We start from the raw sequence: 24466 nt of genomic DNA on the forward strand, positions 1-24466 counted from the left end.
CTCAATATAGGGGGACTGAATTATGAAACGTACTAACATAGGAGACCGATTGTTTATTGGATTCATATATGTATTCTTGACCTTACTGGCTTTCTCCGCGTTTTATCCATTTTGGAATTCACTTGTGATTTCTTTTAATGAGGGGATGGATACTTCCAAAGGCGGAATTACTTTCTGGGTCCGTGAGTTCACGCTTGAGAATTATAAGATCGTATTTGAAGATTCTCGTTTAATGGGTGGATTCGTCATTGCAACATTGCGGACGGTAATTGGTACAGTAACAGCGATATTGGCTACTTCGATATTTGCTTATGGGATGTCGAAGCGCGAACTAATGGGTCGCAAATACTACATGATTATGTGTATCATTACAATGTATTTCGGTGGGGGACTCATTCCGTCATACATGCTTATCAGAAGTTTAGGCCTCTTCAACTCATTTTGGGTGTTTATTATTCCTGCGCTTGTCAGCGTATGGAATATGATCATATTCCGGACCTTCTTCCAAGGTCTTCCGCAAGGTTTAGAGGAGTCAGCAAAGATTGATGGCTGCGGATACTGGGGAACTTTTCTCCGAATCGTACTTCCCTTGTCAGGGCCTGTCATCGCAACATTATCATTGTTCACAGCAGTCAATCACTGGAATGAGTGGTTCGTAGCGAGTATTTACATTACGAAAGAAGAGTTAATGCCGATTCAGACCATCTTGAGACAGATATTGTTCTCTAATATTGCTTCTGAACAGCTGTCTAATGTAGATGCAAGTTCCATTGCTCATATTAACTCAGCCAAGAAAATAACGTCGAAGTCATTAACGATGGCTACGATCATGGTTGCAACCATTCCGATTGTATGTGTATACCCATTCCTGCAAAGATTCTTCGTTAAAGGGGTCTTAGTCGGATCATTGAAAGAGTAGGATGATAGAATGAGATGGGGTTTAGAGCGTATTGCTTTGAACATAGATTACAAATTGAAAGGGGAAAATACATTGAAGACTAAGAGAAAGATGCTTCTCGGAACGTTGTCTACCTTGCTATTGTCGACAGTGGTGGCGGGGTGTAGTGGCAACAATTCAAGTGCTCCAGCTGCAACTGCTGAACCAGCGAAAGAAGGAGGAACAGCGGTTAACACAGCGACTGAAGCTCCAGCGGCTGATTTGTATGAGTTAGGGAAAGAACCGCTTGAAGTATCATTCTACGGAAACTACGGCTGGTATCAAATGCCGAAATGGGGCAAAGATGCTGCTTCTAAATGGATTTTAGATAATTTGAAAATCAATGTCACTGGAATTAGTTCTGGTGGAAATAATGCTCAAAAGCTGCAAACGATGATCGTTGGTAACGAGCTACCGGATATTGTGTGGACGGAGAAAGGTGCTGACGTAGAGCGTCTTCGTCAAGCAGATATGCTAGTTCCTTTGGATGAATATATTGATAAATATCCAAACTTTAAAAAGTACTTAACAGCTGGACATTTGGAATTGCTTCGTTCTCCTGATGGGAAAATCTATCAGCTGCCGAATTACTATACAACACAGCCAAACGGCAATGCCGGTTATGCAATCAATAAGAAAATATACAAAGAACTTGGTTCTCCAAAGCTAGAGACTACGGATGATTTGTATGCTTACTTAAATGCTGTTAAAGCGAAGTTCCCAGATGTTATTCCGTTTGAGACTGGCTTAGCTAAAGATGGTAACGGTATTGATCAGTTGTTCTCCTCTTTTAAAGAGAATAACCTTTCGTATACTAGAATATACGCTGTACCTGATGGCGACAAAATGGCTTCCATTTACAAAGATGAAGGGTTCCGTGAGTCCGTTGTCTTTGGTGCTAAATTAATGCGTGAGAAGCTTATGACACAGGATGCGAACACCCAAACAGAAGACCAAATTAGAGAGAAAGCGATGAATGGCAAGTTCGCTGTGATTGCGACATTCGATCCGATGAAATTGCTCGCTACTGCTGATGAAGAGATGAAGAAGAAAAATCCGGAAGAGGGTTATATGTTTATTAAACCAATCTACAAACCGGGCTTGGATCAAAGTAAAATCACTCCGGGAACGTACAATCAGTTAGGCTGGAACGTTGCTACAATCACTAAAAACGCTAAAAATCCAGAAGCTGTATTCGCAATGCTTGATTGGATGACAGGTGCAGAAGGTTCTATGGTGCTTAACTGGGGCCCTCCCGGACCAGACGCATACTGGGATGGATTTGAAGCAGATGGACTTACTCCTAAATTCAATAAAGAAAAATATCTGAATGAGCCAGAAGCATTATCTGAAATCAGTGGCAAGGCTGGTGACTTGGTTTGGGTAGGAAACACGGTTTTCTTGGATAATACGAAGAAAATGATGTTGCAAACCCTTCCAGCTGACAAGATCGACTTTAGTAACCGCTGGCAGATGGAAGTAACGTGGGCTTCACAAGGCGATTTTACAGAGTTCCTAAACTGGGATCCGGCTCCAGACAGTGAAGAAGGCATTATCAGACAAAGCGTAAGAGATATCTGGCTAACTGCTAGAGCGAAATCAATGTATGCGAAGACCGATGCAGAAGCATTAGCCATTCTTGACAAAGCTCATGATGATTCCATGAAGGTTGGCTATGAGAAATTCCTTGATTATGTTACAAAAGTATGGACAGAAAACAAGAAAGCTTTAGGAAAATAATAATTAGTAATGCGAAGGTTTGCTAATAGGCAAGCCTTCGTTTTTACGTTGTATTCTGATGACTCATTGTTTATAGACTGTTAGACAAATTTATGAATGGTATACTGGGAAAGAGTAATGGTAGAATTTACAGGATTGATTAATGCATTTCAAAGGGGGACTTGTTGATGTACAACGTATTATTAGTAGACGATGAGATGTTGGATCTAGAAGGTATGAGACAATTTATTCCTTGGAATGAGCTTGGTATGGAAGTTGTGGAGGCTGCAAATAACGCGTTTACCGCGTGCGATATTTTAGACCAGCATGTGATTGATATTATCGTAAGTGATGTGAATATGCCGAATATGTCGGGTCTTGAGCTGGCCCGAATTGCCATAGAGAAAAAAAAGGATATACGCGTGATATTTGTAAGCGGTTACCAAGATTTCAGTTATGTTAAGCAAGCTTTGTCACTAAAGGCGTATAGTTACGTCCTTAAGCCCATGGATGATAGTGAACTCATTGCTGCACTTCAGAAAGTAAGGCAGGATTTAGACGATGAACGTAAGCGCCGTGATGTTGAAGAAGCCTATCAGCATATGATTCCAATGGCCAAAAATGATTTGTTAATCCGCTTATTCGAAGGAGAATGGGAAGAGGGTAGCCAGGCCGGAATGTTGTCGCTTGTGAAGTCATACGGTTTGGATAAGCTGAATTGGCCTGTTCGTGTAGCTGTCTTGGAGCTTGACTACTTCAACTGGCTTCAAGGACAGGATAATCTATCTAAACATCAAATGGCCAAGGACTTCCTTTATGAAGTGAATAGAATAGGTCAGAAGCACGGAATGCCACATTGTTACAAGGTATCGGCCTATCGGATTGCATTATTGATTAACGAGCAGGAAATGGAAAAGTTTACTGCGGATATTTACGCCTCGATTCGAGCGAAGTTTCCAGTCACAATGACTGTAGGTGTAGGCAAACCAACATTTTCTATGGAACAGATTCATATCTCCTATCGACAAGCTATGGAAGCTGTGGACGGGAAAATGTTTATTGGCAAGGGCAATCTAATTATGTATGAAACCGTTAGCAGCGAACCGGGGATGATCGATGCCCGTATGTTAGATACCCGTATGGATACGCTGTTTAAAGCGGTGAAAGAGTATGAGTTAGTTCTTATTTATGATGAGATAGACAAGTTATTCCGCTCTGTAAGTAGTTTAAGATCCAAATTCACGATTCATAATCTGGCCATGTATATCATTTGGAAGCTGGATCAGCAGTTAAAGGATGTTAGTGAGGATTTATTTGAAATTTTAGGTATGGAGATACATAGTTTAGATGTTTTACACCAATTCGATACGATCAGCGATATTCGCTCATGGCTCGTACTCAAAACGTTTGAGATCTCAGAGTACCTGCGTAGTAAATCAGATTCAGTGAACCATAAATTGATTAGAGAAATCATCCAAACGATGCAGGACAGAATGAGCGATAACTTTACGCTTAAAGATATTGCGCAGCAGTTCTCTTTCTCCCCTAACTATTTGGGTTACCTATTCAAAGAGGAAACTGGGAAAACGTTCAGCGAAGTACTTACACAGCTTCGAATGGATCAAGCAGGCAAGCTTTTAAAAGATCCGACATGCAAAATCTATGAAATCGCTAGCAAGGTAGGCTATCGGTATCTCCCTTATTTCAGCAGACAGTTCAAAGAGGCTTATGGTATGACACCTATGGAGTATCGTAAGCGCGACAAGTGATGGGGGATAATGTTCTATGAAAATGCGAAGAAGACATAAATATGTGCCGATTGGGTATAAGTTAATGCTGACGTATATGTTTTTTATTATTATTCCTATATCCTTGATAGGGTTCGTCTCTCATTCCATGTATAATGATTCATTACGCGAACATATCAATACGAATATTAAAGGGACGTTATTGCAGATACGTGACAATATTGATTATAAAATGGACGAAGTTACTCGAATATCAACGCAATTATACAGTGATTTTGATTTTTATCGAAATCTTCGAAGTTATGAGGAAGGCTGGGAAAATTACGATCGGATGTCTAAGAAGGTGCTGCCGAAGCTTGACGTAGCTATTCAATCTACAGGTGTGAAGATAGGAATGTCGCTATTCTTAAAGAATGAATCGATCCCTGAGATCTATTCGAATTCACTTGAGGGCTATTTGGATAATAGTAGCTTTTATCATCTCTACCACATGAAACGAATTGAAGGTAAATCCTGGTACTATGATTTTCCAACTGAAAAGTACGCAGAAACTATGAAATGGTGGCAGATCGAGAGCGATGTAGAGAATAACCGCATCTCGTTGCTCCGTAGACTAATTGATACATACGAACCTCTTAAGCCTAAAGAGATAGGATTCCTGCGGATTAATGTAAGAATTCCAGATCTATTTGACAGTGTCAGTTATACGAAGATAGGAAAAGGAAGTAATTTAATTATAAAAAATGAGTTTGGAAGAACGATGTATCAATCGGGTGAACTACCGGAGAACTATACTAATGAAGCCGAACTAAATAAGGATTACCTTACGATTAAAGAAACGATTATGGTTGCTAACCAAGCATGGCAATTAATCGCGCTTGTTCCAATTGCAATCCTTGAAAAGGATGCAATGAAGGTACGTTTGTTTATTATTTTAATGTGTCTCATATGCTGTGTGGTTTTTAGCTTTGTAGGCATATTTATATCCCGTTATTTTTCGATTCGGATTAATAAGTTCGTTTATGTACTTAATGCTTATCGGGAAGGTGATCTTCACAAGCGTATAAAATATCGGGGGAAGGATGAATTCTCTCAGATAGCAACTGCGCTGAATGATATGGGTGAGAATATTGATATGTTGATTAAAGAGGTATATCTGACGCAGCTCCAGAAGAAAGAAGCGGAGCTTGAAATCCTACAATCGCAAATCAACCCACATTTCCTGTACAATACTTTGTCGTCTATTATTCAATTAGCCAAGTTTGGTCAAAATGAGAAGCTGCAGAAGATGGTACTGGAGTTAGCGAAGTTTTATCGTTTAACACTAAATGAAGGCCGTACGATGATTCCGGTTCCAACCGAAATTGAGCAAGCCAACGCCTATTTAGAAATCCAGAAAATTAAATATGGTGACCGCTTGGAGGTTATGTTTGATTTTGATACAGAGATCTGGCCTTACGAGACTATTAAACTGATTCTACAACCTTTTATCGAGAACGTGCTAAAACATGCTTGGTGCGGCGATCACATTCATTTGCGGATAGTAGGACGTAAGGAAGGCGATAGTATTCTCTTCCGAATCATTGACGATGGTATAGGCATCAGACAGGAACGGATTGATCAAATATTCGATTCGAAGGGTCATACGAACACCGGTTATGGCGTCCGTAATGTGGATCAACGGATTAAACTGCAATATGGGCCTGAGTATGGCGTAACTATTTTTAGTCGTGTCGGAATTGGCACTTCAGTTCAGATCTTGATTCCTGCTAAAAAAAGAAAGTAAGGCGCATTGGTGTTGTGTTATAGAGAAAGGGGTCTAAAGCTAGCTAGTGCTAGCTTTTAGACCCCTTGATTGTTCATGTGATAAATTTAGAAGCCTTTGTATTGAGGTTCTTCAGACTCTAATTCGGTTACCCGATTCTCTACCTGTGTTACGATTTGCTGCGTTTGCTCAGCTGCATTTGTAAATAACGTTTTTGCACTTTCGTTTTGTGTTTCAAGTGCAAATTGCTCAAGGCTCGCTTGTGCACCTTTTAAAGAAGATAAACATGTTTTTACTTGTGAGGCTACTGTCATTAGGTTTCTCTCCTCTGTTTAAAGTTTTTAGCATGACGTTTCCTATTGTCCTCAACCCCCACTTTAGTTATGCAGGAAAAAAATACAAACTTTTCAAGTAACCCGATTTCCATAAAAAAGTAGTCTAATTTAGGATTGAATAAACCGTATTTAACAAATAATGAGTGTTAATAAACAAGGGTTGATTTAAAAGGAGGGTATTTGTAATGCCGGAGTGGTTGGAGGTTGTAGTTCGAACACTCTTTGCTGTGGTAGTCCTTTTCTTATTAACGAAATTGTTGGGAAAGAGACAAGTTTCACAGCTTTCGTTCTTTGAGTACATTACGGGAATAACCATCGGTAGCTTGGCCGCCTACATTTCTATGGACACGGATAAGTATTGGCATTTGGGCCTGATTGCACTTGTGGTTTGGGTGGCCTGTTCGCTTGGTATTGAATTTGTTCAGACCAAGAGTAAGAAAGCAAGAGATTTTATTGATTTTAAGGCTACTGTACTTATTAAGGACGGTAAAATACTCGAAGATAATATGAAAAAGGAACTCTTGACTACAGATGAATTATTAGCGAAACTTCGTGCTAAAGATGTATTCAACATATCTGAAGTTGAGTTTGCGATTATGGAGTCTGACGGAGCGATAAATATTCTGCTTAAGAAGGAGTATCTCCCGCTATCGGCAAAGGATCTGGGCGTGAGGGTAGCCCCACAGAAAGAATCACAAGCTGTCATCATGGATGGGAAAGTATTAGATAAACCGCTAGACACCTTAAATCTGACACGCAGCTGGCTTGATGGAGCGCTTGAGAAAATGGGGCTAACCGTCGAGAATGTATTTCTCGGGCAAGTTGATTCTTACGGTGAGCTGACGGTCGATTTGTATGCTGATAACTTTAAAGTTCCACAGCCACAAGATAAACCACAATTATATGCTTTGCTCAAAAAATGTGAAGCGGATCTGGAAATGTTCAGTTTGTCGACAGATAATGAAAAAGCAAAAAAAATGTATGAACAGTGCTCAGAGCAATTGCAAGCATCTTTGAAAGTGCTAAAGCCTTTAATCCAAAGTTGATGGGCGCTAACAAACCTCATACAAAAACACGAAAGAACCGGTTATTCATTCCGGTTCTTTCTTTGTCTGCAGCTAAATGGAGTAGAAAGTATAAACCTGGTAAACCATTGGCAAACTAAGCCAGATTGATACAACGCAAAAAAAGGAGGTATACAGCCAATGTCAGGAATTTTAGAGACCATTAAAGATCAACTGGTGGGAAGCAGTGATATGGTGTATCAGAACATTTCTGTTCATGGGCATACCTGTCAGTTGATCTATTTACCCTCCATCATCGATTCTAAGACACTTCATGAAAGTATTGCATTACCGCTAATCGCAGAAGCCAATGTAAAGTTAGAATGGCCTGACTTCTTAGAAAGGTTAGATCAAGGCGTTGTTTTTCCCGTCTCCTATTTTAAGATGTATGACCTACAAAAGATTGTAGATTTGATCGTTGCAGGGAAAGTAGTGCTTTATATAGAGGACCTTCCTTATGTTTATTATTTTGAAATTACCCAATATCAAAAAAGATCAGTGACCGAATCACAAAACGAACTTGTAGTGATTGGTCCCCAAGAGGCTTTCATTGAAGATATTGAAACGAATCTCTCTTTGATTCGACATAAAATTAAACATCCGGATCTAAAAACCATGCATTATTCAATTGGGAAATATACAAAAACTGATGTGTATGTGGTCTATATTGAAGGACTTTACAAAAAAGAAGTTCTAGCTGAGATTAAACAGAAACTCGATGAAATAGATATTGACGGGATACTGGGTATTAGTTACCTATCGGAACATTTGAGAAAGGGAAACTTCACCCCTTTTCCGGTATTTCAATATACAGAACGCCCTGACTCAGTAGCGGCTTCGCTGATGGAAGGTCGGGTCGGAATCTTACAAGACGGAACACCAACCGCGATGATTGCACCGACATCCCTTTTTACAATGCTGCAATCCTCTGAGGATTATTACCAAAACTTTTATGCGGCAAGCTGGATTCGTATTGTTCGATTTATGTTCTCAATCATATCCATGATTCTTCCATCACTTTATGTAGCGATTACAACCTTTCATCCTCAAATCATTCCACCGAATCTGTTAATTACCATTGCTTCAGCGAGAGAGAACATTCCATTCTCAGCGCTTACCGAGGCTTTAATTATGGAGCTAACCTTTGAAGCGCTTAGAGAGGCTGGGACTAGAATTCCAAAGCCTGTTGGGCAGACGGTTTCAATTATTGGGGGTATCGTTATTGGTCAGGCTGCGGTCCAAGCAGGAATTGTATCTGCACCAATGGTTATTGTTGTTTCTATTACTGGAATTGCCACTTATATCATCCCCCATTATGAGCTTGGTCTGACTTTCCGACTACTTCGTTTCCCGTTACTGATTATGGGTGGAACCATGGGGCTGCTCGGGGTATATATTACAGCTTTTTTGATTTATGGACATTTAGCTAATTTAAGGCCGTTAGGTGCTCCATATTTGCAACCCGTTGCCCCATTTGTGTTACAGGACTGGAAGGATACATTAGCCCGCTTTCCCTCGAACTTTATGACGAAACGCAGCAACCTCTATACAGATAGGAATAAAAGGAGACAGAAAGAGAAATGAGAATCCTGAAGATAGGAGTGATTCTAATCTTGCTCCTAAATATAACAGGCTGCTGGTCGTCAAAGGTAGAATTGGATGAACTAACATTTGTATACGGAATGTTTATTGATGAAGGCAAAGAACAAGGTACTATTGAAATTACGATTAACTCACCCTTGCCCAATCGGCTTAACGCAGCTGGACAACCTTCAAGTGGCGGAGGAGGAGACGGGAAAACTTATTCTACAGTTTCTAAGACCTCAGGAACGATTGCAGATGCTATGTTGTTAATTCAAAAAGATTTAACACGTAAACTTAGTCTTGCTCAATTAAAAGTAATTGTCTTAGGGAAAACCTTTGCTGAACAAGGCATAAGTGAACTATTGCTATGGATTGAAAGAGAACCTAGTCTTCCTCTGGGTGCGTATGTTATGGCTAGCCCCGGAAGTGCCAAAGAAATGAGTACACTAGCACCTATTTACGAGCAATTGCCTTCGGATGTACTAAAGAACTTTGGATCAGAGAGATATTTGTTTTCTACTACGGTTAAGGATTGCTTGTTTGCAGAAGCATCAGGTGTTGGTTTTGCTATAAACAATCTTTCCTTTGGTAAAAAAGAAGAAGCAGCATCTAAGGATGGAAAACCGGAGTATTGGGCAGGAATCCAAGGGGCAATGCTTTTTCAAAAAGATAAGATGAAAGGAGTTCTTAAGCTTAAAGAGGGAAGGGCCTTAGCTTGGGCGGCAGGCAGTCTTAAGCTGGCAGTTTACTCCGTCGATTGGGATGAGGGCAATGGTGGCGCAAGTGTTATATTTGTAAGCACGAAATCATCAAAGAAGGTAAATCAAACGGATAATGGTCCTGTGTTTACAGTGAATTTAAAGGGGAAAGCTAGTGTTATTTATTTAAGGGACCCTAAGAATAGGGATGCAGAGGAACTCGGCCAAATTATCATTGCAAAGCTTAAAGAGAAAGTCTCTGATCATCTTACCGAAGCTATTCGTAATACCCAAAAAGCAGGTGCCGATATTCTACAGCTCGGATTGTTACTGGAATGGAACGATCCAAAGCAATGGAAGCAAGTTAGAGAGCGCTGGGATAATTATTACGCTCAAGAGGCTGATATTAAGGTGAAGACAGATTTTAGCATTGTGGATTTTGGAACAGCAAAATAAGACGTTTAGAGGGAGAAGTTATGCGAACATCGAAATGGCAGCTGTTCCGTTTTTTCATTATTTTCTTCAGCTCTCAAACCACTATTTTTTTGATTCCGACTCTAATTGCTACTTCATCCTATCAAGGCTGGATTGCATTAATAGTGGGGTCATTATTAGGGTTGATCTTATTGTGGTTTACTTTTTACGTCGGTATGTTGCGCCCTAATCAAGCGTGGGTTAGCTTTGGAAAAGAGATCATAGGTAAATGGCCACACAAGTTCATGCTTCTATTGCTCTTAAGCTGGTGTGTTTATTATGCATCTTATGATATTGAGAACTTTGTGTTATTCTTTGGTTCTAATTATTTGAGAGGAACTCCGCCTCTGTTTATTCAATGTGTAATTGGGCTAGTGATTATGTATACGGCAAGTTTAGGCTTTACAACGATAGCGTATATGGCGGATGGTCTTTTTCTTGTTTTTTTCATCACGATGATCATTTTATTTAATTTATTTCTACCGAATGCGGACTTCAATATGCTGCCAGCCTTCATTCATTATCATGATCCCGGGATTGCCCTGAAAGACTCTATTGTAGTCATGTCATGGTTTGGAGAATGGATTGTCCTCTTGTTTGTTGTGCCCGATCTAAAGCTTGAGGCGAAGATGCTCAAAAGATTAGTATTAACGGGGGTATTTGTCCTAGTCACTGTCTTAATTGGTTGGTCACTGACGATGATGAGTTTTGGTCCACATTTGGGTCAGCAACTGCAATATCCTTTCCTTGAATTGGTGCGTAGCTCCAAACAAGATAATTTGCTAGGTAATTCGGATCCGCTCTTAATTGGAATATGGTCATCTTCTATGTTCATTCACAGCTCTTTTCTTATCTACGTAGCCTCTAGATGTGTATCGGGCTTGTTTAATACAAAAGCTAGAAAAATGTACATTCCCTTCTTAACAATAGCTTCAATATCGATAGCTTTTTTATATTCACGACACATAGGCAGTTATTATAAACACTATAATAGTTATGCTATTGTTGTCATTTGGCTAATTGTTGAAAGCATCCCGATCTATTATGCCATCACGGCTTACTTTCGATATCGGAATAAACCTGCGAGGTAAATGAAAACAGAGAGGGAAATCTAGGTGCTGCCTTTTTAATTGGCAGGGCCTTTTCTTGTGAATTATATATTGGATACACTTTCTGTTATGATGAAAGAAATTATTACAATAATTTCCTCGGATTGGATGGTGCATTTACATGAATCTTCAAGAAGTTACCGAACTCATCAAATCTATTAGAACCAATCTAGCTAGAGTCATTGTTGGAAAAGAGGATGGAGTAGATCTGCTACTAACCGCATTACTTGCGAATGGCCATGTTCTGCTGGAAGATGTTCCGGGTACTGGTAAAACCTTGCTAGCCAAAGTCCTTGCAAAATCTTTAGATTGTTCATTTAAGCGTATACAATTTACACCAGATTTGCTGCCTTCAGATTTAAGCGGGATTAATTTTTATAATCAAAAGACAGGTGAATTTCAGTTTAGACCAGGTCCAGTATTTGCGAATATTTTATTGGCTGATGAAATTAACCGTGCAACACCAAGAACACAATCCAGTCTGCTGGAATGTATGGAGGAGCGGCAAATCACGATTGATGGTGTGACTCATGGTCTTGATGCACCTTTTCTCGTTATTGCTACTCAGAATCCGATTGATAACCAGGGCACTTTTCCGTTGCCCGAAGCTCAATTAGATAGATTTCTGATGCGGATTACTACGGGTTATCCTTCATTTGACGAAGGGATTCATATTTTACAGCGTTTCCGTGAGAATAATCCGCTTGAAGAGACTTTTGCTGTGGCTAGCGCTCAAGATATTCAAGCTGCACAGCATTTGGCCGCTTCCGTGAGTATTAGTGATGATTTGCTAGCCTATATCGTTCGGATTACGGAAGCTACTCGTAAATCTTCGGCAGTAAAACTAGGGGCGAGCCCACGTGCAAGCGGAGCATTGCTCAGATCATCTCAAGGATATGCTCTAATTCAAGGTAGATCTTACGTTACACCAGATGATATTAAAGCCGTAGCTGTTCCGGTGCTTGCACATCGTCTACTGCTTCATCGTGGATTAGGTTCAAAAGAGGGTCAGGCCGCAGAAATTGTGATACAAGTGCTTCGTGAGGTAGAAGTGCCAACAGAACTTGTTGCGTCCTTAAGAGGCGGAAAGGTGGAATGAGCTATGGCGTTGCCTTGGTTCATTTTTATTACAATAGCGCTCCTGTTCCTACTTGCCGTGATCTATGAACGGAATGGTCTGAAAGCGCTTAGTTACACTCGGTATTTCTCGACGAAAGTCGCTTATGAAGGGGATAACCTTGAGATGATTGAGGAGATCGTGAATGCAAAGCTCCTGCCCTTACCTTGGCTTCGACTGGAATCTAGTATTGCCAGAGGCTTGGCATTTGGAAGTCAGGATAATCTCGGCATTAGCACGGGTGAAATCTACCAGAATCATATCAGCTTGTTCTTTCTTAAATCTTACCGTCATATTAAACGGCGGCATCAAGTAACTTGCGAGCGGCGCGGGATATACCGTTTGGAATCGGTCACCATGACCACTGGAGATCCCTTTGGATTGATCCGGAAAAATAAAACGTATCCTCTCCAATTAGAGTTATTAGTTTATCCTAATTTGTTGAATTTAGACGATCTTCCGCTTCCGATACATAGCTGGCTGGGTGAACTTCCAGTGAAAAGATGGATCGTACAAGATCCTTTCCTGACTGCAGGTATTCGCGAGTATAGCTCAGGAGATTCTATGGGGCTTATAAACTGGAAGGCAACAGCGCGCACAGGGACTATGCAGGTGCATAAGAAAGATTACACTGCGGATTCCAGGCTCGTCATTTGTTTGAATATAGAGGACAGTGATTCCATGTGGAGAGCGGTAACAGATGTTGAACGTATCGAGCAAGGGATACGGTATGCAGCCACTATCGCCGAATACGCCATGCGCCATGGAATTGAGACGGGATTTATCTGTAACGGCAGATTGGATAACGGGGGCGAAAGAGATCCTGTTGAAGCAGAATCTATGGCTGAGCTGGAAGACTTGCTAGAGCTGTTAGCGAAACTGGAGCTAGACAGAACGCTTCCTATGAGTCGATTGCTAGCCATGCAGGCCGAGAGTGGAATAAGTGATACAGACTTTCTGATCATTAGCTGTCATAGAGGAGCACAATTACAAGAGGCTGCTGACCTCTTATTGGTGTTGGGCAATGGTGTAGAATGGCTGGATATTCCGGAACAGGGAGGAGAGAGCGCATGAAACTTCCGTTATCTGGTTACGTATGGAATACGGTCAAACTCTGGATATTCTCCATCCTAGAACTATTATTAGTTTTACCTGTATGGATTCTGTTTCAGGTTTATGTACTACCCAAGCAAGTTGAACCTATGTGGCTGACCGCCATACCACTAATATCATTAGTAGGTATTCTGCTACGAAAACAATGTAGTGTTAGATGGAAGCAGCTGCTGTCAGCTCTAATCCTTGGGACGGTGGTTGGGGCTTTGTCAGCAGGAAGTCTGTCTATCGAGAGTCTGCCTTTAGGTGTCGCAGGTTTTATATGCGCTTTTCTCGGTATGATTGCTGACTCTAGAGAACAATCCAGTAAGAAGTATTGGATAGGTATTGTAATCTATTTTGTTGCGACCATTGTCTTTGGGAGAATTACCGATTTGGAGGAGAGTGTTACACTCCTGACCTGGTGCGGTAGTTTGTGTCTATTGCTCACATTATTTATTTATAATAGTAGTTATTTACAATATAGTACGCTTTCTCAAGAGGGCAAAGCTTTGCCAAAAGGATTACAAAGGTATAATCGTATTTATGTCATTGGAATAGGAATTGTTGCGGCAGTGTTAGCGGCGGGAGTCGGAAGAGCTATAGGGACACTGCTATGGAATATGGTACGTTCGTTCTTCGGATGGATTAGTAATTTATTCTCAGGGTCAAGTGAGCCGCTACCTCCGCCCGTAGAACAGCCTCAAGCGAGTCCGGAACTACCTTTTGTTGGAGATGAAAAGCCTGGTCTACTAGCTGCTATATTAGATGTTGCTTTATATGTTGCTGGAGCAGTGTTATTGGTCGTTGCAGCTTATTATGGACTTCGGTGGTTGTATAGAAATGCCGGCGGGAAATTAAAGAGAGCCATGGATGCCTTGTTATCCATGCTGCGCAGAGAGCATACTCCAAAGGACAATACAACTTATCTTGATGAGGAAAAAAGTGTATTTACATGGGAACAAACGCTTCAAGGTCTTAAGGATTTCTGGAGTACTCGCCTTACACCAAGACATCGAAAAGACCGCTGGGAGCAGATGAATAGTGAAACGGAACGTGTTCGTTGGTTATATCGGCGTTGGCTTCATTTGAAGCACGATCATGGTTATGAAGTTAAGAGTTATCTTACGCCGAAGGAAACAGAAGACGATATTATAAAATGGACTGCTCTTAACAAGGTTAAACATAAGGCCGAAGAACGTACGGTTAATACGTCGAATTCATTAATTGAATTATATGAAAAAGTTAGATATGGAGAAGAAAACCCTTCTGCGGATGATGTGGCTGCATTGAAAGATGAAATGAAATTATAGAATAGAATATTCTTCAAATTCGTGCAAATAGGAACAAATAGGTTACAAACGCTTCAAAAGTGTTACAACATGGATACAATTGGATTTGCAGTTACTACTATAATAATTCTAGCAAAATACTCGTGGAGGGAAGTAAATGAGAAAGCATAGCAGTACATATGTTGTTTTACTATTAAGTACCTTTGTCATCAGTCAACTGACTGGCCATACAGCTTCAGCGGCATCCGCTAATGATGTTCGTACCAATCCAGCTGTAGCTGCGGCGACAGTAACACCCCCTAGCAATCTGGGTTCCATTTCTTTAGGTGCAAATATCAAAGCTACATTAGAAGATGTCAATGTTTGGTCACAACCTGGTGGGAATATTTTAACCTATACCCTGAATTATTCGAATGGGAGCAGTAAAAACGCAAACCTAATGTACTATTTTTCGAGAGTGACGACGCCAGGGGGGTCTGTTATTCCAGGTAACCCTCTGAGCGCTGACGCGGCTAAGAAGAAGATTGGTGCTAAAGAAAGCTTGCGGGTTACATATTACGTCAACATAGGCAAGACCAATTCTTTAAAAGGGATTAAGATTCCCATGTATGTATGGGATTCCAAAACCAAAGGTTATTTAAAACATGCAGGAAGTTTTACTGTGCCAGCTAATTATTCCCCAACTGCCGTAAATGGAAAAAATGTTAGCACCACAATGAATGACATTCCTGTCATCGCCAAAAGTGAGTCCTTGGAGCTCTATAAATATAATGGGAAAGTTTATGCCAAGGTGGGAATAAGCCTGACTAATAAGGGCAGCAAGGTACTCAGTGATCCGGGTTATGCGGCTTATTTACTCTCTGCAGGTGGCAGTTCGTATGAATTAGCACTTGATCGTTCTCAGATTAGTTACAAGATTCAGCCGCAGGAGAAGAAGATTATCTATTATCTTGCCGAGATTCCTCCTTATATGAAGACGGACAATATGAAGCTGCAATTTACGCAAAAAGATGAAGCACTGAAGCTAGAGATCGCTAAATCTTCGTACAAGCTGCCAGCAGCTACAACACCTAACTTGGTGGTAGGTAAAGGTGTGACCAAGAAAATCACCATTAATAATAATCCGATAGAAACTCAGTTAAACAACGCAAACGTATACGCTGAGAATAATAAAGGGATTTGGACCTTCCAGCTTCGAGTGAAAAATGTAGGGAAGACGACAGTTACGCTGCCAACTTATGAGCTTGCCGTTAAATCTTCAACAGGGACAGCCTTTCCGATCAATGCGAAGGGATTAAGCGGCTTAACTATAAAGCCTTTGGAGGAAAAAATCATTCCGCTTACCGCACAAATTCCGCTTGAGGTTGAGCAGAGTTCGCTGCAATTGCAAATGATAGAGGCTGTTTCAGCTCCAGCTAATCCAGATTCGGGCAGTGCAGGTGAGGGAACTGGATCTGAAGGGAATAATGTAAGTACGGGAAATACAGCCAAGCTGACAGTACCCGTTGCTTACTACACAATTTCCTATACGCTACGACCTGAGATTCAACAAGGCGTAGAGTATAGCGCATCGAATGAATATGGCTCTTTCACTTATAACTTGCTGTCATTACAGCGTTTTCCTTGGAAAGATGATGATATCGTTGTTGCAAGAATAAATATTAAGAATTCCCAATCGGTGGCATTAACGCTTCCAGAATTAAAAGGATCTGTCCAGGTAGACAATGACGATGTATCTTCTTCAACAGAACTGTTTATGGACAAGGAAACCTCGATCATTGCGCCTGGAAAAAATGCGGAGATCTATGTATTTGCCAAAATCCCTTATACGCAAGAGTTCGATAAATTAAAAGTGAACCTCTTTACAACGGTAAAAGAAGAGAAGAGCTCGTTCCTATCGCTTAGCACGAACAGTACGATGAATGCTGTAGCGACTATTGAACGTGGGGGAAGTTATGCAATTACCGGTAAAGGCAAAAACGCTAGTGTTCAAGAGAACAAAACCATTATTTATGAAGGTCTCAATTCTAATATCGTATATACAGAACTACTGCTTAGCAGTGAGGAAAAAAGACAAAGCAAAATGGCTCGCCTTCAGGGTTACTTTAAAACGGGAGATGGCCAGCTATTCGAAGCAACAGTGAATCAGCCAGATACTTCAGCTACACCGGGTGGTAAGCAATTAATTACGTACTGGGCAAAATTGCCTAAATCCGTTATTCCATCAGACGTTAGTATGTATCTAGGTCCAGGGATTACTGGAAATAAGCTGTCTGAACCTGGGCAGGAACCAACTGGGTTCATTAACATTGCTTCATTGAGTCTAAATCCAGTTTCTACTCCACCGGAGAATAACTTGACGAAGGTTGCGCTATATCCGTACACGATGTCTGTTCTAAGTTCGGAAGGGCGATCTATGCAAGGTAGTAACACAATAGATATCGTTATGAATTATAACCTTCTTCGTGACAGTACCTATGACATGGGAACCTTCACCCATAAGCTGGTGCTCAAAATGACAGATCCATATGGTCTATCACAGGAACGAAGCTTGAACATCGGGACTGAGCTTCTCGAAGGAAATAACAACTCGTATACTGCAACCTTTACCAATAATATGTATAAAAACTTGTCAGGTGGCGCCTACAGAATCACACTGTATGATGAGTTCCAAGGAGAACGGATCGAGTTAGCCAGCCAGGCATATAGCATAAAGATCGATAGATCAGTAACTGAGAAGTAAGAATTCATATCTATTAATGTACGAGAAGGAGCAGCTCCAATGTTGCGAGTGGAAAATGTAACGCATTCTTTTAAGAATGGTAATGAAACGACGGCAGTCCTTCATCAAATAGATTTTTCTGTGAAAAAGGGGGAGATGGTTGCATTACTGGGGAGCTCGGGTTCCGGTAAGTCAACCATGCTCAACCTGATGGCAGGTCTGATGAAGCCTACGGAAGGCCACATTTACATTGCTGACCAAGATATTGTGAAGATGAGCGAAAACAAGCTATCTGAATTTCGTAGGAAGCATATCGGGTTTATCTTTCAAGCTTATGAGCTGATTACTAGCTTGACTGTCCGGGAAAATGTTGAGTTGCCGCTTGTGTTCCAATCCGTTTCACCATCAATACGTAAGCAAAAAGCTCTGGCCTTGCTGGAAGGGGTCGGCATTCCGGATAAAGCCGACCTGTTCCCTTCACAGTTGTCTGGCGGACAGCAGCAGCGGGTCAGTATTGCACGTTCCTTGATCACAGAACCGTCCGTTATTTTCGCAGATGAACCGACCGGAAATCTGGACTCAAAGACAGAAGAGGAAATTATCAATATCCTGCTTAACCTGAACAAGAAGATGAAGACCACCTTCATCGTAGTAACACATGAGCTCAAAGTTGCTGAACAAATGCAACGGATTTTCACGCTTCAGGACGGATATATGATTACTGAGAAACCAACTTCTTCGGATACAGAACTCGAAGGGGGGGAACGCATTGAGGATTAGTGATATTTCACGTTTGGCTTGGGAACAAGTCAAACGACGGAAAGTTGTCACAGGTCTTTGTATGGCAGGTATATCGATTGGCTGTGCTGCTATTATTGTTGCTTTAAGTATAGGAGATTCCGCACAAAGCTATACGGAGCGGGAAATTAACCGGAATTTCAAAATGGATGAAATAACGGTGACTCCGAACAGCGGCATCCCTTCACAAGGGGGAGGGGGTGGAGCTTCTGCTTCTGATGCAAAGCTCGATCCCGGCAGGCTGACGGCTCAGAAACTGGAAATTGTCCAAAGCCTGCGGCATGTTACCGCAGCAGCACCTTTTCAAGAGCTTGGCTACATACAAATGACTACTATCGATAATAAAATTACAGATGTACAGCTTATCGGAACGGACCTTCGGTTGCTAACGAAATACGACAAGAAGTTCAAGCAAGGTGGTCCATCTGATTTGATTGGAATGGCAGTGCTAAACTATGGAGCAACTGTAGGGTTGATAGATGTCGAGACTCGGCAACGTCTTTTTGAACAGCTGAATTCAGATCCGTATAATAATAAAATTATGGAACAATACAACAGTTTAAGCATGCTTCCGTCGGATATGTACAAACAACAGGTTCAATTACAATCATATGACCCTGCTTCTCAAAGTGGACAGTCCTTAGTCAGCTCACCCATTCAAATTGTTGGGATATTGGATACTGGGGGGAACCCTGATATGGCGATGTACGACAAGAAGATGTACGTGTCGTTAGAGACGGGTGAGCGGCTAGTAGAACAACTGAAACTAATGAATGGAACCGTTGGGCAGAAGGGTGTTTATAACTCAGCCATTGTAAAGGTCGACAATACTGACAATATTGTGCAAGTGGAGAAGCTTATCCAGAAACTCACACTAAATACAAGTACGAATTTGTATCAAAAAGAGGCGATGGCGTCTACTTTCAGTATGTTCAAAAAAGCAGCGCTTGGTATTGGTATATTCATTTTAATTATTGCTTCGATCTCGATCATTGTTGCGATGACCATGTCCACCCATCAGCGTCGTCGCCAGATCGGTATTATGAAGGTGCTAGGCGCCAATATGGGGCAAATCAGAAATATGTTCATTACAGAGGCGGCATTGCTCGGTATGCTTGGTGGGCTGCTCGGTATAGGCTTTTCGTACTTGATTGTGTTTGGCATAAATAAGCTGATTGGTTCCACAGGAGGAATGGGGATGGGTGAGCCCTTAGTAATCACTATTCCTCTGATGACCCTTCCAATAGGGATCGCATTTGCGGTAATGACAGGCGTACTATCGGGAATCTATCCGGCGATCAGCGCATCCAGAACAAATGCGCTCACGGCGATAAAACGGGATTAGCTATTTTTTTAGTTGAAAGGAAGCAGAAGTGATGAAGAGGAGAATCAAGTGGATTGTATTGGTATTGATCATTATTGCAGCAGGTTATTTTGTATACACCAAGATGTATAAACCCGAGGCACAGCTAGAACCTGTTGAACCCCCACAGGCGATAACTTTTGAAGTGACACAGGAAACCATCACCAACTCTGTTCAGGTCAAAGGGAATTCACAATATGAGCAGGAAACGCTTGTATATGCACCATATGCTTCAAAGGTAACCAAATGGAAGGTTGAGAATGGTGTTCAAGTTAAGAAGGGGGATTTACTGTTTACCCTCGATCAGGAAGCCCTAAAGAATGAAATTGCTACTCAAGAGGCGACCATTCGTAAGGCACAGCTAGAAGCGGAACTAAATGAATTTGTTAGTCAGCAGGACGAGGAGAATGCAGCCCTTGGTGCAACAGAAGCTGAACGTATAAAGGCACTTGCAGCCCAAGAATCAGCAAGACTAGGGAATGAGCTTAACCAAGTAAATGCTGAAATTCAGGCTCGTGAATTAAAAGAAAAGAAGGCTAAGCTAAATACAGCCCTCTACCATGCTCCTGCAACAGGTGTTTTTCTATTTGACAGTGCGAGTGAAATTCCGCAAACGGTAACAGATAATCAATACATCGGCAAAATTGTAGATATGAACAAGCTTGAATTCATAGCGCTTGTAGGTGAACAAGATGTCTTCCGTATTAAGACGGGAATGAAGGTCGATGTTAAAATGACAGCTTTAAAAGATTTAAAGCTGTCTGGAGAAGTGACTAAGGTATCTAAATTTGCTAAGACTGCTTCGGGTCAAAATACTACTGCTACTTCGGTTCCGCAATTTGAAGTGGTAATCTCACTGCAACCTAACGAGCGTTTAATTGGTGGACTAAGTTTGAGCGGAGAAATCGAGACGGTTCGCAAGGAAAATGCCATCGTTGTATCCAGCATCGCAGTCATGCATGAAGGGGATCTCTCCTACGTGATGGTGGATAAAGGCAATGGGGAATATGAACGAAGAGATATCAAAGTGGGCATGGAGACGGCTGACAAAACAGAGGCCGTCTCAGGGTTAAAGGTTGGAGATGTTGTTGTGCTTCAATAGATTGGAATAGACCTAAGCCTATTTCTCAATCGTGAGTCGCCAAGATTTAATATTTTTATTTAGCTCGGTAAGGTCAGGAACCGGAACTGGCTCATCGGATAGATTATATTTAGCTTTCAAGGCTAAAATCCGATAGACGCTCTCATCAATCCGTGATTCCTGTACCTTGCCTTTTTTTACATGGTCCAGAAGCGATTCTAATACCCGCTTCTCATTATCATAGCCGTGAGCGATAAGTAAGATATCACTGCCTGCATTTATAGTATCTACCGCAGCTGTGGTAAGGTCATAATTCTTCATGATCGCTCCCATAGTTAGGTCATCTGTGATTACGAGTCCTTGATATTTCATATCATCACGAAGTAGCTCACCAATGATTTTACTTGATAAAGATGCGGGTTTATCGGGATCAAGTTTCGGATACAAAATATGAGCGACCATAACGGCATCTGTTACCTCTTTTATCGCAGCTTGAAAAGGGAGCCATTCTAACTTAGCGAGTTCTTCAGCGCTCTTATTCACAATCGGCAGCTCAAGGTGGGAGTCGACGGAAGTATCTCCGTGACCAGGGAAATGTTTGACAACAGGCACTACACCTTCACTCTCCATGCCTTTCATTTCGGCAATCCCTAGCGTACTGACTAGTTCAGCGGAGCTACCGAAGGAACGATCACCAATTACAGGATTATTTGGATTGCTATTGATATCAAGGACGGGAGCGAAGTTCATATTAAATCCTGCTGACAATACTTCTCTAGCGAGCAGCTTGCCCATCATTTCGGCAGCATTAGCATCCTTACGGGTACCGACCTTTCCATTAGAGGGGAAAGAAGCATACTCCTTAGGCATCCGGCTGACTTTTCCGCCCTCCTGATCGATACTCATAAATAAAGGGGCAGGGTTGCCTCTGTTACTCTCTTTCATGGAATTAATGAGGCTGACCATACTCTTCAGGTCTTGAATATTGTTCTTATAAAGGATGATTCCACCGACTTTGTCTTCGGCAATCATCCTTTTTGCTTGATCATCTAGAACGGTTCCATCGATACCAACAAGGAGCATTTGTCCAATTTTCTCTTCAAGGCTCATACTGGAAACCTGAACAGCAATTGGATCACTCTCTGAGGAGGGAGCTGCTGTGGAACTGGTAACTGGCGTAGGTGTAGATTCAGCAGTCGGCGCATTTGTAGCGACAGCTTGAGAACTGTTACTGCTATTGGAGCAGCTAGTTAACAGAACCATAGATAACATAGCTGAAGTCAATAAGAGGGTTCCAGAGAATTTCAGTTTTAGGGTATTGCGAGTGAATCTGTTCATTAAAAAAGACGTCCCTTCGTTGCTTATTTAGATGTCAGAAGGATGAATCCTTGCTGACTTAGATACTCGGTGATAAGATGAACTTAAATCTTTACATATAAAAAATTGAATTATGAGGTGACGGAAAGATGAAAGATGGATTAGTGAACGCACTTAATGAACAGATGAATTTCGAGTTTTATTCCGCTCATGTTTATCTAGCTATGGCTGCTTATTGTTCCGGTGAAAGTCTGGATGGATTCGCAAACTTTTTCCTGATTCAAGCTGAAGAAGAAAGATTCCATGCCATGAAAATCTATAAGTTTCTTAATGATCGCGATAATCGGGCAACACTTGAAGCTCTACCTGAACCGAAGAACGAGTACAGTTCGATGCTGGATGCTTTTGAACATGCTTTTGCGCATGAACAACAAAACACAAAACGGTTCTATCATTTGGCTGACTTGGCGCTGGATGAGCGTGAGCATGCAACGATCTATTTCTTGAAATGGTTCATTGACGAGCAAGTAGAAGAGGAAGCACTCTTTAGCAACATCATTAGTAAACTGAAACGAATTGATAAAGATAGCAACGCCTTCTACATGCTAGATGCTGAGTTTGCTGCACGTACTTTTACAGCACCTGCTGAGTAAGTGAAGGTATTGAAGATCTGAAAGCCTGAGAAATCAGGCTTTTTTATTTTATGGCTGAAGGTAGTTTAATGGCAAGCAGCTTATTATCCGTTCGAATCATCAGCATGCCTCCGGTTTTAAGCGAAGGAGTAAAGTTACGAGATCCTGTATTCACGGTAAAAATAGGCTTCAAAGTCAACAGATCATAAGCGTGAAATAGGCCATCTGATTGTCCACTATACACCACGTTTCCAAAAAGATCCGTCTGAACGACAGGATTCTCCCCATTATTGAGCACTACAGCCTGCCCATTTCCAAGTTTAAGTGCGGATAGCGTACCCGTATCATAATTGGAATATAACATTCTTTGTTGATGAACTTGGTGAAGTGGATAATCCTTCTCTTTAGCCATAGAGGTCCAGGTTTGAACAGGTTTACCTTCCGCTGAGTAATTCCAAAAATTATATTTCACAAGCTTGCTGCCCTGAAAAATATAGAAGTCATTTCCGTCCAAGAACGCAGTCCCGTTTACACCACCAAATGCGAACACTCCATCTTTATTGTCGGTATCTGTCCATTTATATAAACGTTCTCCTTTAAGTTCACCCGTTTTTACGTTGAATACAGAAACTTTTACATTACGATTTACAGGGTTATCATCAAGCATTAACGTATTGGTCATGGAGTAGAGAAGGCCATCCTTTACTGCTAGTGGCCACCATTGTCGGGTCTGGTCCCATAGTTTTTTGCCTGTCAGACTGTCATAAGCGGCAAGAGCGGCAGTTGTTAAGGCTCCCTGAGAGAGATAACTTCGAATAACAACCCCATCGGTTTCCATAAGTTCTGATAAGCCTGTAAAGTTATTGCTCTCCTCGACAGCCTTCCATTTGATCTTCCCACTGACAGCATCGACCGCTGCAAGTTGACTCTCTTGTGTTACATAAATGGTGGAGCCTAACCGTTGGATACTTGTGGCTTTAGGTAGTGATAATGAAGCCGACCATGCTTTTTTACCAGCTTCATTAACAGCATACAGAGAGCCACTTTGGGTCAGTCCGTAGATATATCCATTACTGTAAGTGAACAATGGAGCTAATGCACTTCCGAATTCCCACATTTTTTTACCTGTTATAGCATTCAATGCGACTAGTTTTTCATTCCGCTGCAAGGCAAAAACTTTCCCATTCTCGGCAAGGGCTGTAACGTTCTGCTCAGTAATCCGATCTTCTTTTAAGATAGCGGTCGAAAACGACCATACAGGAGTAAGAGTGGGTGCTTTGACTTCATTGTAATAAGGATAGCTTGTACTTATGACGGCTTGTTCTGCGGAAATGACGGATAATGATCCGTTGTAAGCTATTGGGGATGCAATGCATGTAACAGCTAAAGCTTTAATCATAGTCTTGTGCAAAGACTGAATCATCGTTTCACGCTCCTCAAAATAGTGATTACTATAATTAGACATTATAAATGGCAAAAAGTTACTATTCATAAGAATGGAATTAAAGTTGAACTAAGGCAAACTATGTTACACTCCGCAAAACAGTTATGACCTAGCAACTCTATTTGACGGAGGGAACTATTACGCCTCTTAGCAACACTGTTTCTCTAGACCCACC

Annotated in this window: 19 protein-coding genes; 16 read left to right on the plus strand and 3 right to left on the minus strand. The window is 41.4% G+C overall.

The annotated features are described in order from the left end of the window. The first annotated feature begins 22 nt into the window (after positions 1-22). From M2444_RS01545 to M2444_RS01560, 4 genes are all read left to right on the plus strand, one after another. The gene (locus M2444_RS01545) at positions 23-919 is read left to right on the plus strand and encodes a carbohydrate ABC transporter permease (protein WP_042127373.1); all 897 of its coding nucleotides are present in this window, start codon (positions 23-25) and stop codon (positions 917-919) included. 72 nt (positions 920-991) lie between these two features. Then, positions 992-2677 (plus strand): extracellular solute-binding protein, encoded by a 1686-nt coding sequence (locus M2444_RS01550; RefSeq protein WP_094869893.1) that lies wholly within the window; start codon positions 992-994, stop codon positions 2675-2677. 167 nt (positions 2678-2844) lie between these two features. Beyond that, the gene (locus tag M2444_RS01555) at positions 2845-4425 is read left to right on the plus strand and encodes a response regulator transcription factor (protein ID WP_280786061.1); all 1581 of its coding nucleotides are present in this window, start codon (positions 2845-2847) and stop codon (positions 4423-4425) included. A gap of 16 nt (positions 4426-4441) precedes the next feature. Next, positions 4442-6190, plus strand: a complete 1749-nt coding sequence (locus M2444_RS01560) for a sensor histidine kinase (RefSeq protein WP_094876064.1) — start codon at positions 4442-4444, stop codon at positions 6188-6190. An 86-nt stretch (positions 6191-6276) separates the two neighbouring features. Here the strand turns inward: M2444_RS01560 and M2444_RS01565 are convergent, their stop codons facing one another. Then, complete coding sequence (locus M2444_RS01565) at positions 6277-6483, minus strand: DUF1657 domain-containing protein (protein ID WP_036678243.1); 207 nt, start codon at positions 6481-6483, stop codon at positions 6277-6279. A gap of 206 nt (positions 6484-6689) precedes the next feature. Between M2444_RS01565 and M2444_RS01570 the strand changes: the two genes are divergently transcribed. The 11 genes from M2444_RS01570 (at position 6690) to M2444_RS01620 (ending at position 20919) form a co-directional block, all read left to right on the plus strand. Continuing rightward, complete coding sequence (locus M2444_RS01570; protein WP_094876065.1) at positions 6690-7550, plus strand: DUF421 domain-containing protein; 861 nt, start codon at positions 6690-6692, stop codon at positions 7548-7550. Positions 7551-7709: 159 nt separating this feature from the next. After that, positions 7710-9152 (plus strand): spore germination protein, encoded by a 1443-nt coding sequence (locus M2444_RS01575; RefSeq protein ID WP_280786062.1) that lies wholly within the window; start codon positions 7710-7712, stop codon positions 9150-9152. Then, a complete protein-coding gene (locus M2444_RS01580; protein ID WP_094876067.1) occupies positions 9149-10306 on the plus strand; it encodes a Ger(x)C family spore germination protein in 1158 nt (385 codons plus the stop codon). Before M2444_RS01575 ends, M2444_RS01580 begins: the two co-directional genes overlap by 4 nt. A gap of 20 nt (positions 10307-10326) precedes the next feature. Continuing rightward, on the plus strand, positions 10327-11415 hold the full coding sequence (locus M2444_RS01585) for a GerAB/ArcD/ProY family transporter (RefSeq protein ID WP_094876068.1): 1089 nt from the start codon (positions 10327-10329) through the stop codon (positions 11413-11415). Positions 11416-11554: 139 nt separating this feature from the next. Then, on the plus strand, positions 11555-12532 hold the full coding sequence (locus M2444_RS01590; protein ID WP_280786063.1) for an AAA family ATPase: 978 nt from the start codon (positions 11555-11557) through the stop codon (positions 12530-12532). 3 nt (positions 12533-12535) lie between these two features. Beyond that, positions 12536-13624: a DUF58 domain-containing protein gene (locus tag M2444_RS01595; protein ID WP_280786064.1), complete on the plus strand. Its 1089-nt coding sequence runs from the start codon at positions 12536-12538 to the stop codon at positions 13622-13624. Further along, positions 13621-14955, plus strand: coding sequence for a hypothetical protein (locus M2444_RS01600; protein WP_280786065.1), 1335 nt, complete (start codon positions 13621-13623; stop codon positions 14953-14955). Before M2444_RS01595 ends, M2444_RS01600 begins: the two co-directional genes overlap by 4 nt. Before the next feature lie 136 nt (positions 14956-15091). Further along, positions 15092-17677 carry a hypothetical protein gene (locus M2444_RS01605; RefSeq protein WP_280786066.1) on the plus strand — a complete coding sequence of 862 codons (2586 nt, stop codon included), beginning with the start codon at positions 15092-15094 and terminating at the stop codon, positions 17675-17677. A gap of 39 nt (positions 17678-17716) precedes the next feature. Further along, positions 17717-18436, plus strand: a complete 720-nt coding sequence (locus tag M2444_RS01610) for an ABC transporter ATP-binding protein (RefSeq protein ID WP_094869825.1) — start codon at positions 17717-17719, stop codon at positions 18434-18436. Continuing rightward, the gene (locus tag M2444_RS01615; protein WP_280786067.1) at positions 18426-19799 is read left to right on the plus strand and encodes an ABC transporter permease; all 1374 of its coding nucleotides are present in this window, start codon (positions 18426-18428) and stop codon (positions 19797-19799) included. The genes M2444_RS01610 and M2444_RS01615 overlap by 11 nt, the downstream gene beginning before the upstream one ends. Before the next feature lie 31 nt (positions 19800-19830). Continuing rightward, positions 19831-20919 (plus strand): efflux RND transporter periplasmic adaptor subunit, encoded by a 1089-nt coding sequence (locus M2444_RS01620; RefSeq protein WP_094876073.1) that lies wholly within the window; start codon positions 19831-19833, stop codon positions 20917-20919. A gap of 18 nt (positions 20920-20937) precedes the next feature. Here M2444_RS01620 and nagZ read toward each other — a convergent pair whose 3' ends face one another. Then, positions 20938-22236: a beta-N-acetylhexosaminidase gene (gene nagZ, locus M2444_RS01625; RefSeq protein WP_280786068.1), complete on the minus strand. Its 1299-nt coding sequence runs from the start codon at positions 22234-22236 to the stop codon at positions 20938-20940. A 128-nt stretch (positions 22237-22364) separates the two neighbouring features. Here nagZ and M2444_RS01630 point away from each other — a divergent pair, with 128 nt between their 5' ends. Further along, positions 22365-22868 (plus strand): ferritin, encoded by a 504-nt coding sequence (locus tag M2444_RS01630; protein ID WP_042127399.1) that lies wholly within the window; start codon positions 22365-22367, stop codon positions 22866-22868. A 43-nt stretch (positions 22869-22911) separates the two neighbouring features. On the opposite strand, the gene M2444_RS01635 is transcribed toward M2444_RS01630, so the two are convergent. Continuing rightward, on the minus strand, positions 22912-24270 hold the full coding sequence (locus tag M2444_RS01635; protein WP_280786069.1) for an outer membrane protein assembly factor BamB family protein: 1359 nt from the start codon (positions 24268-24270) through the stop codon (positions 22912-22914). Positions 24271-24466: the final 196 nt, after the last annotated feature.

It is taken from the genome of Paenibacillus sp. PastF-3 (genome assembly GCF_029893135.1).
In the GTDB taxonomy this organism is placed as follows: Bacteria; Bacillota; Bacilli; order Paenibacillales; family Paenibacillaceae; genus Paenibacillus_AQ; species Paenibacillus_AQ nitricinens.

What these genes read in the sequence shown, in the direction of transcription:
- M2444_RS01560 (WP_094876064.1), top strand. Translation starts at nt 4,442, where the DNA reads ATGAAAATGCGAAGAAGACATAAATATGTGCCGATTGGGTATAAGTTA.
- M2444_RS01565 (WP_036678243.1), bottom strand. Translation starts at nt 6,483, where the DNA reads ATGACAGTAGCCTCACAAGTAAAAACATGTTTATCTTCTTTAAAAGGT.
- M2444_RS01555 (WP_280786061.1), top strand. Translation starts at nt 2,845, where the DNA reads ATGTACAACGTATTATTAGTAGACGATGAGATGTTGGATCTAGAAGGT.
- nagZ (WP_280786068.1), bottom strand. Translation starts at nt 22,236, where the DNA reads ATGAACAGATTCACTCGCAATACCCTAAAACTGAAATTCTCTGGAACC.
- M2444_RS01600 (WP_280786065.1), top strand. Translation starts at nt 13,621, where the DNA reads ATGAAACTTCCGTTATCTGGTTACGTATGGAATACGGTCAAACTCTGG.
- M2444_RS01595 (WP_280786064.1), top strand. Translation starts at nt 12,536, where the DNA reads ATGGCGTTGCCTTGGTTCATTTTTATTACAATAGCGCTCCTGTTCCTA.
- M2444_RS01575 (WP_280786062.1), top strand. Translation starts at nt 7,710, where the DNA reads ATGTCAGGAATTTTAGAGACCATTAAAGATCAACTGGTGGGAAGCAGT.
- M2444_RS01605 (WP_280786066.1), top strand. Translation starts at nt 15,092, where the DNA reads ATGAGAAAGCATAGCAGTACATATGTTGTTTTACTATTAAGTACCTTT.
- M2444_RS01570 (WP_094876065.1), top strand. Translation starts at nt 6,690, where the DNA reads ATGCCGGAGTGGTTGGAGGTTGTAGTTCGAACACTCTTTGCTGTGGTA.
- M2444_RS01630 (WP_042127399.1), top strand. Translation starts at nt 22,365, where the DNA reads ATGAAAGATGGATTAGTGAACGCACTTAATGAACAGATGAATTTCGAG.
- M2444_RS01590 (WP_280786063.1), top strand. Translation starts at nt 11,555, where the DNA reads ATGAATCTTCAAGAAGTTACCGAACTCATCAAATCTATTAGAACCAAT.
- M2444_RS01610 (WP_094869825.1), top strand. Translation starts at nt 17,717, where the DNA reads ATGTTGCGAGTGGAAAATGTAACGCATTCTTTTAAGAATGGTAATGAA.
- M2444_RS01635 (WP_280786069.1), bottom strand. Translation starts at nt 24,270, where the DNA reads ATGATTCAGTCTTTGCACAAGACTATGATTAAAGCTTTAGCTGTTACA.
- M2444_RS01620 (WP_094876073.1), top strand. Translation starts at nt 19,831, where the DNA reads ATGAAGAGGAGAATCAAGTGGATTGTATTGGTATTGATCATTATTGCA.
- M2444_RS01580 (WP_094876067.1), top strand. Translation starts at nt 9,149, where the DNA reads ATGAGAATCCTGAAGATAGGAGTGATTCTAATCTTGCTCCTAAATATA.
- M2444_RS01545 (WP_042127373.1), top strand. Translation starts at nt 23, where the DNA reads ATGAAACGTACTAACATAGGAGACCGATTGTTTATTGGATTCATATAT.
- M2444_RS01585 (WP_094876068.1), top strand. Translation starts at nt 10,327, where the DNA reads ATGCGAACATCGAAATGGCAGCTGTTCCGTTTTTTCATTATTTTCTTC.